The sequence below is a fragment of the Pseudomonas sp. TMP9 genome (genome assembly GCF_037943105.1).
Lineage (GTDB): Bacteria > Pseudomonadota > Gammaproteobacteria > Pseudomonadales > Pseudomonadaceae > Aquipseudomonas.
Window position 1 is genome coordinate 1,681,254 of the sequence record NZ_CP149803.1, and the last position, 14,474, is coordinate 1,695,727.

The 14,474-nt window shown below is 57.3% G+C and carries 6 protein-coding genes; 5 read left to right on the top strand and 1 reads right to left on the bottom strand.

Translation table 11 applies throughout. The features are described 5' to 3' along the window. Positions 1-51: 51 nt before the first annotated feature. Positions 52-1,638, bottom strand: a complete 1,587-nt coding sequence (locus WF513_RS08020) for an ABC-F family ATPase (RefSeq protein WP_339083088.1) — start codon at positions 1,636-1,638, stop codon at positions 52-54. A 502-nt stretch (positions 1,639-2,140) separates the two neighbouring features. On the opposite strand from WF513_RS08020, the gene WF513_RS08025 reads away from it, so the two are divergent. From WF513_RS08025 to WF513_RS08045, 5 genes are all read left to right on the top strand, one after another. Continuing rightward, entirely contained in the window at positions 2,141-3,796 is a 1,656-nt protein-coding gene (locus WF513_RS08025; protein WP_339083484.1) for a ShlB/FhaC/HecB family hemolysin secretion/activation protein, read from the top strand. 48 nt (positions 3,797-3,844) lie between these two features. After that, positions 3,845-12,049, top strand: coding sequence for a hemagglutinin repeat-containing protein (locus WF513_RS08030; protein WP_339083090.1), 8,205 nt, complete (start codon positions 3,845-3,847; stop codon positions 12,047-12,049). 3 nt (positions 12,050-12,052) lie between these two features. Beyond that, positions 12,053-12,568, top strand: a complete 516-nt coding sequence (locus WF513_RS08035) for a hypothetical protein (protein ID WP_339083092.1) — start codon at positions 12,053-12,055, stop codon at positions 12,566-12,568. Positions 12,569-12,632: 64 nt separating this feature from the next. Then, on the top strand, positions 12,633-13,661 hold the full coding sequence (locus WF513_RS08040) for an IS30 family transposase (RefSeq protein ID WP_339080618.1): 1,029 nt from the start codon (positions 12,633-12,635) through the stop codon (positions 13,659-13,661). Positions 13,662-13,733: 72 nt separating this feature from the next. Beyond that, positions 13,734-14,471, top strand: a complete 738-nt coding sequence (locus tag WF513_RS08045) for a hypothetical protein (RefSeq protein WP_339083094.1) — start codon at positions 13,734-13,736, stop codon at positions 14,469-14,471. Positions 14,472-14,474 lie beyond the last annotated feature (3 nt).

Sequence of the window (14,474 nt, forward strand, 5' to 3'; positions counted from 1 at the left end):
AACGCCCCGTTCACAGACTCTGCGAACGGGGCGTTTTTTCTTTCAGCGTTATTAAACGATCACGCCTTGGCTGCGTAGGTAATCGTCATAGGTGCCGCTGAAGTCATTAATGCCGTTGGCCGACAGCTCGATAATGCGTGTGGCCAGGGAGCCAACAAACTCCCGGTCATGACTGACGAAAATCAGCGTGCCCGGGTAGTTTTCCAGCGCCAGGTTCAGCGCCTCGATGGACTCCATGTCCAAGTGGTTGGTCGGCTCGTCCATGATCAGCACGTTGGGCTTTTGCAAAATCAGCTTGCCGAACAGCATGCGGCCTTGCTCACCACCGGAGATAACTTTTACCGACTTGAGGATGTCATCGTTGCTGAACAGCATACGGCCGAGGGTACCGCGGATCACCTGCTCGCCGGTGGTCCACTGGCCTATCCAGTCGAACAGGCTGATATCGTCTGCAAAATCGTCGGCGTGGTCTTGGGCGTAGTAGCCCAGCTCGGCGCTGTCGGTCCATTTAACGCTACCAGCATCCGGAGTCAGCTCACCGACCAGAGTGCGCAGCAGGGTGGTTTTACCGATACCGTTCGGGCCGATAATCGCCACGCGCTCGCCTGCTTCAACCTGAAAGCTGAAGTTCTTGAACAAAGCCTTGCCGTCGAAACCCTTGGCCATCTTGTCGATCATCACAGCCTGGCGGTGCAGCTTCTTATTCTGTTCGAAACGAATAAAGGGGCTGATACGGCTCGAGGGCTTGACCTCGGCCAGCTGAATCTTGTCGATTTGCTTGGCGCGTGAGGAGGCCTGTTTAGATTTCGAAGCGTTGGCCGAGAAGCGGCTGACAAAGCTTTGCAGCTCGTTGATCTGCGCCTTCTTCTTGGCGTTATCCGACAGCAATTGCTCGCGCGACTGGGTTGCAGCGGTCATGTATTCGTCATAGTTACCCGGGAACAGGCGCAGCTCGCCGTAGTCCAGGTCAGCCATGTGCGTGCATACGCTATTAAGGAAGTGACGGTCGTGAGAAATAATGATCATGGTGCTGTTGCGCTGGGTCAGAATATTTTCCAGCCAACGGATGGTGTTGATATCCAAGTGGTTGGTCGGCTCATCCAACAACAGCACTTCTGGGTCAGAGAACAGCGCCTGGGCCAGCAATACGCGCAGTTTCCAACCCGGCGACACTTCGCTCATCGGGCCGAAATGCTGTTCGATGCCGATACCCAAGCCCAGCAACAATTCACCCGCGCGCGATTCGGCGGTGTAGCCATCCATCTCCGCGAACTCACCTTCGAGTTCACCGACCTTCATGCCATCTTCCTCGCTCATTTCTGCCAGCGAGTAGATGCGGTCACGTTCAGCTTTAACCTTCCACAGCTCTTCGTGACCCATGATCACGGTGTCGATCACGCTGAATTCTTCGTAAGCAAACTGGTCCTGACGCAGCTTACCGAGGCGCACGTTCGGCTCCAGCATCACTTGGCCACCGCTTGATTCCAGGTCGCCGCCAAGGATTTTCATAAAGGTCGACTTGCCGCAGCCGTTCGCCCCGATCAGGCCATAGCGATTGCCGCCGCCAAACTTCACGGAAACGTTCTCGAACAAGGGCTTAGCCCCAAATTGCATGGTGATATTAGCGGTGGAGATCACGAATCTTGGTCCAGTTGAGCGGGCGCACGGGCGCGAAAGGGGCGCGATTGTAGCGGTTTACGGCCATAAAGGGCAGCAGATGGACCGGTGGGGACTATTCGCCGCATTTATTGGTATGCGCTGTTTACGCGGCAGTTAGCGCTGTAGGGGCTGCTTAGGCGTTTGAGCGGCGCGTACAGCGCTCGTTAATAATCAGTTGATTCCAACCTGTCACATCAGGTGCCCACCAACCCCCCGGTCAGTTTTCAACGCATCTGGACTTTGTGATTAAGGTTGAATGGCCGGTATGTGCGCAAGTTCACGCATGGTCTGAATGATAGCTAGAAGCCTTGTGCTTTAGTGCGCGCCGCATTTTTGCTTCTGTATATTCGCTATTCAAAGGACTGAAAGCATGGCGCTTTGTAGTAGACCTTTATGGCCTGCCATCCTCGGCAGCCACCCTGCGGCCCATCGCTGCGCGACGTTAAAAATGGCTTCCGGCCATTTTGTGGCCGTCTGCCTGATGTGTTTGCTTGTTCCTGTTGTAGCACTGGCGCAAACGCCAGGTGAACGTGACCTTATCCGCGAACGTCAAGAACGTCTGCTGCAAGATCAGCAGCGCCGTCTGGATGATCTGCAGCAGCTGCCTGAAAAAGCCGAGCCATTGCCCGCTCAGCCGGTTGCGGAGGATCAGCGTTGTTTTGTCATCGCGAAAATCAACCTAGTTGGTGCCACGCTGCTGAGCCCGGCGGATCAGGCCTCCTTGCTCAAACCCTACAGTGGCGAGTGTCTTGGCATTGGCCAGCTTAATCAGCTGCTCAAAGACCTCACAAACCACTACCTCGGTCGTGGCTATGTCACCACGCGCGCCTATCTGCCACAGCAGGATCTCGCCAGCGGCACGCTGCAGGTCACCGTGGTCGAGGGCCAGCTGGAGGGGTTGAATAGCTCGGAGTTGGCCTCGATCCGCGAGTTGGCCATGAGTTTTCCCGGTACGCGCGAGCGTGTGCTGAACCTGCGCGAGCTGGAGCAGTTAGTCGAGCAGCTCAATCGCCTACCATCGCGTCAGGCGCAATTGGAGCTGGTGCCAGGTGAGCAAGTTGGTGGTAGTCGCGTGCAGCTGCAAGGGCAGCGCAGCAAGCCGTGGCGGGTCAGCCTGGCACGGCACAACGATGGCCAGCTGAGTACCGGTGAGCAACAGTGGGGCTTGGGGCTGGATTGGGACAGCCCGCTGGGCCTGGCCGATCAACTGAGCCTGCGTGCCGGCGGCGATACCGTCAGTGACAGCTACCGCCACTCGCACAACCAAAGCCTCAACTACAGCCTGCCGTATGGCTGGTGGACCTTCAATTACAGCTACAGCCAGAGTTACTACCGCACCGAGAGCCAAGCCAACGGTTTTGCCTTCGACCAAGATGGCGACAGCAACACCCACGCCCTGCGTGGCGAACGTGTGCTGCACCGCGACAGCTTGAGTAAAACGGCCGCCAGCATTGGCGTCAGCCACCTGCGCAGCAACAACTTTATCCTCGGCAACCTGATTGATGTCTCCAGCCAGCGCCTGTCCGAAGCGCAGTTGGGCGTTAACCATGGTCGGCGTATTGGCAGTGCTTTTGTAAACGCCGATCTCGGCTGGCAACACGGTACCGGCGCATTTGATGCGCAGCGCAGCGGTAACCCGCAAGGCGGCCAGCCGGTCGCGCGCTACAACAAATACAGCCTGACCCTGAGCTACCTGCAGCCCTTTCAGCTGTGGGGCGAGTCGTTCAGCTTCGACAGCCTGGCCAACGGCCAGCGCAGCGACGATGTGCTCTTTAGCCCGCAACGCATCAGCGTCGGCGGCTTGAGTTCGGTTCGCGGCTTCAAGGAGCAATCGCTGTCCGGCGACAGCGGCGCCTACTGGCGCAACCAAGTGCGCTGGCGTAAGGCGGTGAGCTGGCAACCGCTGCAGCCCTTTGTCAGTGAGTACGGCGTGGCTTTCGCTTACGACATGGGCGTGATCAGCGGCGGGCGTTACAACCCCGACCAGCATGGTCGCCTCTCCGGCAACGCCATCGAGCTGAGTGCTCGCGGCCAGCACCTGGCCGCATCGGTGACCTTCGCCCGTTCACTGGAACGCCCGGACGCCATCGAGCGCCAGGAGCATCCGGTGTACTTCCGGGTCGACCTGTTCTTCTGATTTTTTGCTGATTTTCGAATTTAAAGCCCTACGGGTTGGAGTTATTACATGGACGTTCGCGCGCCCTTTTTCCAAAATATTGCCTGTGTCTTGATCGGCGTACTCTTCCTGAATCCGATCGTCACTACCGCGGCCGAACTGGCGCTGGATGCCCAGGCCGGCAATAACGCTGCGCTAACCCAGGCCGCCAATGGCGTGCCCATGGTCAATATCGCCACCCCCAATGGCAGTGGTCTGTCGCACAACAAGTTCACTGACTTCAACGTCAGCCAGCAGGGCCTGATTCTCAACAACAGCGCCCAGGCGCTGGTGCAGACGCAGTTGGGCGGCTATGTGATGGGTAACCCAAACCTCACGGGCGGGGCGGCGAATATCATCCTCAATGAGGTCAACGGCGGCAGCCCCAGTCAGCTCAAGGGCTACACCGAAGTGGCAGGCAAGTCCGCCGCGGTCATCGTCGCCAACCCGCATGGCATCAGCTGCGATGGTTGCGGCTTCATCAATACCCCGCGCGTCACCCTCAGCACCGGCAAACCGATTGTCGAGAACGGTAAGCTTGATCGTTTCGATGTCAACGGCGGGCAGATCAGCATCGAAGGCGATGGCCTCAATGCGCGCAATGTCAGCCAGTTCGACCTGATTACCCGCAGTGCGCAGATCAACGCCGAATTGCATGCCAACCAGCTGAATGTGATTACCGGGCGTAACGAAGTTGACGCCGCCAGCCTCAATGCCACCGCCAAAGCCGATGATGGCAGCGCCAAACCGCAACTGGCCATCGACAGCTCGGCGTTGGGCGGCATGTATGCCGGGGCAATCCGTTTGGTCGGCACCGAACAAGGTGTGGGCGTAAAATTGGCCGGCGACATGGCCGCCAGTGCCGGTGATATCCAAATCGACGCCAATGGCCAACTGAGCATGGCCCGTAGCGCTGCCAGCCGCGATCTACAGCTCAAGGCTGAGAGCATCGAACTGAATGCCGACACCTTCGCCGGGCGCAATGCCGTTGTAGACGCCAGTGGGCAGACGCTGGTCAAGGAAAGCCTGGCAGCCGCCCAGCAGCTCACCGTTAAAGGCGGCGAGCTGCGCAATCAGGGCGTGGTCGAGGCTGGCGTGCGTGCCGACGGTAGCCTGAACAACACGGCCACCCTGAGCCTGCAAACCAGCACGGTGACAAACCCCGGCACCATTACCTCCCACGGCAGCCTGAACACGGATGTGCAAACGTTGGATAACCGCGCCGGTAAGCTGCTCAGCGCCAGTGACGCAACGCTCAACGCGCAGACACTGGAAAACCAGGGCGGGCGTATCGTTGCGCAGAAAGACCTCGAGCTGAGCGGTCACCAGTTGAACAACCAGGACGGTGAAGTTCTGGCCCAGCAAACCATCAAGGTCACGGCGGCCAACCTAGATAACCAGGGCGGCACCCTGGCCGGTGAAGCTCTTGACCTACATCTCAGCGCGAACCTGAATAACCAGAACGGCTTGATTGAATCCGCCAGTGATCTGCAACTGGCTGCCAATACCCTGAGCAACAACGGCGGCAAACTGCGCGCCCTGGGTGGTGAGGGCGAGAGCCGGTTTGTGCTGGGCGGGCAGTTCAACAACGACGCCGGTTTGGTTGAGATTGGCAGTGGTGCATTTGCCCTGAGCAGCGTGGGCCTGAGCAACCTCGGCGGTACGGTGCGTCACGTGGGTGATCAGGGTTTTGCTATCGACCTGACGGCGCTTGGTCAGGCAGGCGGTCGCTTTATCACCAACGGTGCGGTCGATCTCAGCCTGGATGAGTGGAGCAATATCAGCTCGCTGCAAGCCAAGACGCTCAACATCGCTATCAACCGTCTCACCCAAAGCGCTACCGGCGCCCTGCTTGCCGTTGATGGCATCACCACCAGCGGTGAGCGCTGGGAAAACCACGGCCGTATCGAAACCGATGGCGCACTGCACCTGACCCTGAGCGATGCCTACACCGGCAATGGCAAGCTGCTGGCCCAAGGCGATTTGAGCCTGACTGCCAACCGTGCCGACCTGGGCAGCGCTGCCGAATTGCGCAGTGCGGAGAGTGCCCGAATTGATATCAGTACCGGCCTTAGCAATGCCGGCAAGATCACCTCTGCCAATGACCTGAGCGTCAAGGCGGCCAGCCTCAACAACCAAGGCACCCTGGGCAGTGCTGCGGCATTGCACATCGAAGCAGCGCAGTTGATCAATCAGGGCGGCCTGCTGTTTAGCGGTGGCGATATGCAGTTGTTGGCTGATCGCATCAGCAACCTGTATGCCGATATCTACAGCCTGGGTGCGCTGACCATTGCCAAGGATGGTGCTGGCAATAAGTCGACCCTGCTGGAAAACCGCTCTGGCAGCATCGAGTCCAGTGGCGACATGAGCTTACGGGCGACCACCCTGACCAACCGCAAGGAAGTGTTTACATCAGGCAAGCAGCTGACGGCTGGCAGCATCAGCGTGGTGTGCTACGACTGCAGCGGAGATCACCATAACGTCGATTACGTCGCCACTGAGCGTTTCAACGTCACGGTTGAGGAAGACTCCGCCGCCGCGCGAATCCACAGTGGTGGCAACCTGACTATTCAGGGCGACGCCATTGCCAATCGTTACAGCAGCCTGAGTGCCAGCGGCAATATCAACATCACCGGCATCACCCTGGAAAACATGGGCGCGGCCAGTGGCATTATCGAGCGTATTCGGCGCTTCAATACCGGGCGTGTCACCGATGGTACGGATGAACGCTTCCGCGACAACCACATCAACCCCTACAACGCCGCAGCTTTACCCAAGGAAGTACCCAGCGCGCTCTATGCCTGGACACTGACCAGCGATATTGAGACCCAGACGCCAAATGGCTCTGGTGCTCCAGCCATCATCCAGGCTGGCGGCAATGTCAGTATTCAAGCCACGCAAAGCCTGACCAACTCCTCGGTGCTGAATAACCAGGCCGCTCAGGCTGGCACTGCACCGGGCCTCGACACCCAAGTCACCGGCAGCAGCCAACCCCTGATCGTACAACTTAATGCGCAGTTACCGGCAGACAGTCAGCAACTCGTGGTCGACCCGCTGGCACTGCCTGGTTTTACATTGCCGCAAGGGCAGAATGGTCTGTTCCAGCTCAACAACGACCCGGGTTACCCCTACCTGATCGAAACCAATCCCGCTTTTGCCAACCTGAAAACGTTCCTTAACTCCGGCTACCTGCTCAACGCCGTTGGTTACAACCCGGATCAAACCCAACGCCGTCTGGGTGATGGCCTGTATGAACAGCGCCTTATCCAGCAGGCCATTGCTGCGCGTACCGGCAAGCGCTTCCTGGCGGGTTTGAACTCTGACGAAGCGCAGTTCAAGTACCTGATGAACAACGCTATCGCCAGCAAACAAGCGCTGAATCTGGCCCCCGGTATTGCCCTGACTGCCGAGCAAGTTGCTGCCCTGACCCACGACATCGTCTGGATGCAGGAGCAGGTCGTGAATGGTCAGAGGGTTCTGGTGCCAGTGCTCTACCTGGCTCAGGCCAATGACCGTTTGGCTCCGGGTGGTGCCTTGATTCAAGGGCAGGATGTTGCGCTGATCAGCGGCAGTAACCTGAACAACAGCGGCACCCTGCGCGCCAGTAACAATCTCAGCGCGACGGCCAACAGCATTGGTAATAGCGGCTTGATGCAAGCGGGCGAGCGCCTGAGCCTGCTCGCCACCGACAGCATCCGCAACGCCCAAGGCGGCATCATCGCCGGCAAAGACGTCACAGCCATTGCCTTGACCGGTGATATCCGCAACGAGCGAACCATCACCCAGGAAGCACGCAGCGGGCGTAACTTCAGCCAGCTCACCAGTGTGGTCGACAAGGCAGCAGGCATCGAAGCCAGCAACGACCTGACCCTCTCCGCAGGACGCGATATTCAGAATATCGGTGGCAGCCTCAAGGCCGGCGGCGACGCCAGCCTGAGTGCCGGGCAGGACCTGATCATCGCCTCCGCTCAGGCCGAAAACGGCCAGATGCGCAAGGACAAACGCCATTTATGGAGCCAATCCAGCACCACCCAGTACGGCAGTGACGTGCAGGTCGGTGGTGACCTCAAGGCTGAGGCTGATCAGGACCTGACGGTGATTGCCAGTAAGGTCAAAGCAACTGGTGATGTAGCGCTTACAGCTGACAGGAATGTGTTGGTGGGCGCAGCCGCCAACGAAAGCAGCAGTGAGTATCGCTACAAGAGCAGTAAGAAGCGTATCAACCAGGAAAATGCTTCTGTGCGCCAGCAAGCCTCAGTGATTGAGGCGGGTGGTGATCTCAGTATTGACTCTGGCAATGACCTCGTGCTCAGCGCTAGCAAGCTTAAGGCCGAAGAAAGCGTCAGTCTGGAGGCGAAGAACGATCTGCGTATGCTGGCTGAAGCCGATGAGGATTACAGCTACTACGAGAAATTCCAGAAGAAGAAAGGAAGCTTCGGCAAGAGCAGCAGCAAGCATCAAATCAAAGAAGCGCAGAGTGTTCGTCAGCAGGGCGTAGACGTCGATGCGGGTACCGATCTGCTGGCGGTTGCTGGCAATGATATGACGTTGGTCGCCAGTGAGTTGCGGGCCGAAGGCGAGGCCTATCTGTATGCCGGCAAAGATCTCAGCCTGCTCGCCGCTGAAAATACGTCCTCGCAGTCGTCTTATAGCCATAAAACCAAAAAGGGAATGCTTTCCAGCTCCAGCAAGACCAAGTCTCAAAAGACGATTTCGAGCGAAGCGCAGGGCAGCCTGATCAGTGCGGACACGGTAGACCTCGAGGCCAAGCGGGATATCCGTGTGCACGGCAGCGATGTGGTGTCCACCGACGCCACCTCTCTGCTGGCGGGTAATGATGTCGACATTCGTGGCGTGACCGAGAGTACGTACCGCGAAAGCTTTGAGGCGAAAAAGAAATCCGGCTTGATGAGCAGCGGTGGTATAGGCGTCACCTTGGGTTCATCCAGCCTCAAAGGCAGCCAAAAGAGCACAAGCGAAACCACCCGTGCCAGCACCCTTGGCAGCGTCCAGGGCGATGTGGACATTCAGGCTGGCAAGCAGCTGAGTGTGGTGAGTTCGGATGTCGTAGCCGGGCGCGATATCGCACTGAAAGGCCAGGAAGTCATCATCAGCGCGGCGCAAAACCAAAATCGCAGCGAGCAGCGTCAGGAAAGTAAGAAGAGCGGTTTGACCTTGGCCCTCTCGGGTAGCGTGGACTCAGCGCTCAATACCAGCTACGAGAGCGCCCAAGCGGCGCGCGAATCAGAGCAGGGCGGTGACAGCCGCATGGCGGCGCTGCAAGGGGTCAAAGCAGGCTTGAGCGGCTATCAAGCCATGCAGGCGGCGGAAATGGGCGGCGGCATGACGGCAGAAAATGCCGGCCAATTCTTCGGTATCAGCCTGTCACTGGGCACGCAGAAATCCAGCTCGAAAAATAACCAAGAACAACAGGTCAGCCAAGGCAGTGACCTCAATGCCGGCCGCGATCTGAGCATTGAAGCGACGGGCAACCAAGGTGTGGGCGGTGATCTGCACATCACCGGCAGCGCTTTGCAGGCCGGTCGCGACCTTAGACTGAAAGCCGCACAAGACCTCAAGCTGGAAGCGGCGGCCAACACGCAGAAAGTCACCGGTTCTAACAAGAGCGGTGGCGGCAACGTGGGGATCAGTCTCGGCGTGAGCGACGGCGGCGCGGGGTTGAGCATTTTCGCCAATGCCAACACCAGCACCGGCAAAGAAAAAGGTAACGGCACCACCTGGACAGAAGCGACTGCCGATGCCGGTCGGCAGGTCAGCCTAGTGAGCGGCCGGGATACCGCCCTGCAAGGCGCACAGGTCAGTGGCGAGCGCATCGTTGCCGATGTGGGCGGCGACCTGACGCTGCAAAGCCTGCAAGACAGCGACCGTTTTGACGCCAAACAACAAAGCCTCAGTGCCGGTGGCAGTTTTACCTTCGGCACCATGACCGGCAGCGGGTATGTCAGCGCCAGCCAAAACAAACTGAAATCACGCTATGACAGTGTGCAAGAACAAACTGGCCTGTTTGCCGGACAAGGTGGCTATCAAGTCGATGTAGGCAAACACACCCAGCTCGATGGCGCGGTGATCGGCAGCACCGCCGAGGCGGAGAAAAACCGCTTAAGCACCGGTACCCTCGGCTGGAGTGATATTCGCAACAAAGCCGAGTTCAGCAGCCAGCAACAGAGCGTTGGGGTCAGCAGCAACGGCGGCGTCGGCCAGCAGTTTCTCGGCAATATGGCTGGCGGCCTGCTCAGTGGCCTGAGCCGTGGCGGGGACGACAGCAGCGCCACCCGCGCGGCGGTCTCCGAAGGCCAAATCGAAATCCGCGACACACAGAACCAGCAGCAGGATGTCGCCAGCCTCAATCGCGACGTTGAAAGCGCCCACGAAGCGCTCAGCCCGATTTTTGACAAAGAGAAAGAGCAACGCCGCCTGCGTGAAGTGCAAGCCATTGCCGAAATCGGCAGTCAGGTCATGGATGTGGTGCGTACGCATGGCCAGATCAACGCCAACCGCGAAGGCAAGGCCGAACTGGAACGAAAGGGCATCCATGAGCCGGGCGCGGGTGCCACCGACAAAGAGCGCGAGGCGTATCAAACAGCGCTGGTGAGCAGCACAGCCTACAAAGACGCCATGGCCCCCTACGGTACCGGCGGCGACTACCAGCGCGTGGCGCAAGCTGTCACCGCTGCGCTGCAAGGTTTGGCAGGCGGCAATATCAACGGCGCGATTGCCGGGGCGGCCGCGCCCTATGTCGCGCAAACCATCAAACAGACACTGGGTGATAACGAAGCCGCCCGAGTCATGGCGCATGCCGTGCTGGGGGCTGTGGTGGCACAGGCCCAGGGTAACTCGGCAGGAGCAGGTGCAGCGGGTGCGGTGACCGGCGAAGTCATGGCCGGGTTAATCATCAAGCAACTGTATGGCGACACCAAACCGCAAGACCTGACAGAAGAGCAGAAGCAGACGGTTTCGGCACTTTCGACCCTGGCCTCGGGTTTAGCCGGTGCAGCGGTGGGCGGCGATGCGGCCAATGCGGTAGCGGGGGCTCAGGGGGGGAGGAATGCGGTAGAGAATAATTTTCTCGGTGCGCAATCCCAAGCTCAGCGAGACAAGGCCCGCGAAGCACAATTGCAGAATCAGTACACCGTAGAAACGGCTAGGCAACTGGTCATGCTTGAGCGCGCCGATCAGCGCAGCGATGAGTTGTTGAAGAAATACGTCGCAAGCCCTGAAAAAATGAGTCCTGAAGAGTTCCGGACACTGACGGGCTATCTACAAATCTACCTGAGCGAGCAGGTTCGGGTTTATGGCGAGGCACAAGCTCAGGTTGCCCTGATGCAACTGCTGTACTCCACCCAGCCACTCAGTTACGACTATGAGTACGCAGGCAGTAGCCAAGCGCGAAATGCCTACGGTGCGGACTGGTTTCGTGAGCCAAGTCAAAACGAGCAGCTGTATCGTGAGGCATTGCGCGTAGCCAGAATAGGCAGCGCACAAGAGGCTATGGCCAAGCCCGGCAATGAGGCGATTTACCTGCTTGGCGGTGGGCTTGGTAATACGATCCGCGTCTTGGCGGCGGCTAATGGCACGGCGCAGGCGAGCAAGGGTGTCGAGCAAGGTTTAGAGGGTGACTACTGGAACGCGGCGGGCAATATATTGTTCGGCGTACTCGGCATCGCTACCATCGCTGTGCCCGGCGCGAAGGTGCCGGTTCTGCGGGCCCCAGACGGCACCACCGCCAAAGTGGCGGCTGAGGGTGCAAAAGCGACTGGTGCAGCTGAAGTGCCGGCTACTTCTGCAATTGCGCGTGTTGGGCTGAGAGACGATCTGGCCGCGCAAGCAGGGATTCCTCGAAATATTGCTGAATCGCCGTCGAGCATGTGGGGTAAATCGATTGATGACATCAAGCAGTCGCTAACGCTTGATGGTGCGAGTCTTACGCCGAAAGCACCATTGGCTGGTACTTCAGGTAAAGCACAGGTCTTTAACGTTGAAGGACACCCGACAATAAAAGAGGTAGAGTTCCATCCGGGCGGTGGAACCCACGGTGATAGTCCGTACTATAAGCTTGTTAGTACTGAGAAGATTGGCAATAAAAATATAGAAATACGGGTAATTGATCCGTCGCCTGATTTTAGTCCGGGCACTATTACGCGTTATCAACAATACTATGATACCCAAGGAAATCGTCTGAAATATGAGAGCGGTGAGTGGAAGGGCTGGAAGTGATCTATGAGAAATTTATTCCCTGATTTGTACTCTGACCTTGTTCCAGGTATGTCAGCAGCAGGATTCTCTTTAGGTGAATCGCTTTCCAATGTTAGCGAAAAAGTTGGTAAGGTTGAGTGGTACGGTCCGGAAGTACCTGTTCGTGACATTCTCCTTAAGAATAACTCTTGGGTCGGAATTAAGAGAAGGATCGGTTTTGGTAATGAGCTTTTATTGTCATATCGATTTATGAATGAGGCGGTCTCGCTGTACTTCGAAAATACCGGAAGGCTTTATAGAATTGCCGTAGGTGAAGGGTATCGCGGGAAATTTAATAGTGTCAGCGTGGGGGATGATCTTCGGAGCTTAGAAAGGGAGTTTGATGTTTTGTTTAATGATGCGGATGATGACTTTCTTCTAAAAAAAAGTGGAAGAATATTGACGGGGATTAGTTTTGTTACGGACTACAGGGCTTCCTTAGAAGATGCGCCAGAACAAGTTATCAAGTTTATATCGATACATGACTGGTCCCTTCGATAAAATAGAGGGGGCGGCCGCAAAATCTGAGTGCAACACCTGACCTTTCCGGTACGGTGCTGCCCCTATGTCTTATACCGAACTCAGCGTTGAAGAGCGCGCCACCATTCAAATCGGTCGTGCCCAGGGCTTCAGCCTGCGCGAGATTGCCTGCTTGATCACTCGATCCCCTTCGACCATCAGCCGGGAGTTGCGGCGTAATCAAGGTGCCTGTGGCGGCTACTCGGCCCGGGTGGCACAACAGCAGATGCAAGCCCGCCGGCAGGTGTGTCGACCGATGCGAAAGCTGTTGCCGGGTAGCGAGCGCTTCGCGTTGGTGACCCATATGCTGCGTGAGCGTTTGTCTCCCGAGCAGATTGCCGGCAAGCTGCGCAGCATGAATATTCCCAGCCTCAGAGAGGCCTACGTCTGTCGCGAGACGATCTATAACGCGATTTATGCCCTGCCGGTCGGCGAGCTGCGTAAGGAGTTGATCATCTGCTTGCGCCAAAGCAAGACGACGCGCAGACCGCGCTCTGGCGGCGTGGATCGGCGCGGCCAGATCCCTGAAATGGTCAGCATTCACGTGCGCCCCCCTGAAATCGAAGACCGGCTTATGCCGGGGCATTGGGAAGGCGACTTGATCAAGGGTAAAGCCAACGCCTCATCTGTAGGCACGTTGGTGGAGCGCACCAGTGGTTACTTGATGCTGGTGAAGATGAACGACGCGACGGCGACCTCGGCGATGGAGGGCTTCAGTGCAGCGCTCAATGGCATGCCGTTTGCGATGCGCAAGAGCATGACCTACGACCAAGGACGGGAGATGGCGCGGCACGCTGAGATCACCCAGAAAACGGGTGTAGCGATCTTCTTCTGTGACCCTCATAGCCCTTGGCAGCGAGGTAGCAACGAAAACATCAATGGCCTGATCCGCCAGTACCTGCCCAAAGGCACAGACCTGTCGGTACACAGCCAGGCAGAGTTGGATGCCATCGCTCTGCAACTGAACATGCGGCCGCGTAAGCGCTTCGACTTCAAGTGCCCCATCGAAGTTATGGGCGAGGTGATGCAAGCAGCCATGACAATGCGGCATGATGCTCCGACTTCAATTCATTAACCGTGTTGCACTCAGCTCCTGCAACCGCCCTCCCCCTTTTTTGATAGTTAATTAATTGGTAGGAGTATGCTAATGCAAGATGTAGCAATTAAGCGGTGGGGAAGGTATTTAAAGTCTGTTAAGTGGCTTGTGCTGGTTGGCTTTTCATTAACAGTGTTGGGTTGGTGTAAATACAAGGCTAATTACAGTGCTCCTGCTACGAATACCGATGCTTACCGGGCTTTGCATGGGGCATACTGGGAGCAGTCTAGTGATTTGAAAATAGGTGGCGTGTTATTTCGCTTTCCTGTCGGGTATATGCCGGAGCCCTATACCGACACGCGCGATGTACGACAAATTTTTAAGGGTAAGGCAGTTCGGGCGAATGTATTTGTCGACCTAAGCATGGGGGAACCATTGCCCACATCGAGACGCGCCGAAGGTGCTAATGTCGTTCGCATCGAAATAATTGATAGCGGTTATGAATCCGACAAGAGCATCGAAAACTACTTCAAAGAGTGGCGCTGGAAATCCATCAGGGATCGCCATGAATTGGGGCTGCGAGAATATGTTAAGGAGCGTGTGGGTGGTGGTTGGGGGAAAATCACCTATGAACCGCTTGATCCCCAGATAAAAACCCCGCTCGGTGGCCGCTTTATCTTTTTGTGCGCGGGCGAAACCCCAGAAAATCCGGGGGGGTGCATGACCTACTTCCAGCACCCCCGTGGCCCTCAGATTAAATACTACTTCGGACCTGAGTTTTTCCTTAACTGGAAGGCAGTCAATGCAGAAGTGATTAAATTTGTTGATTCATTAATAGTAGAAGAATAGGGA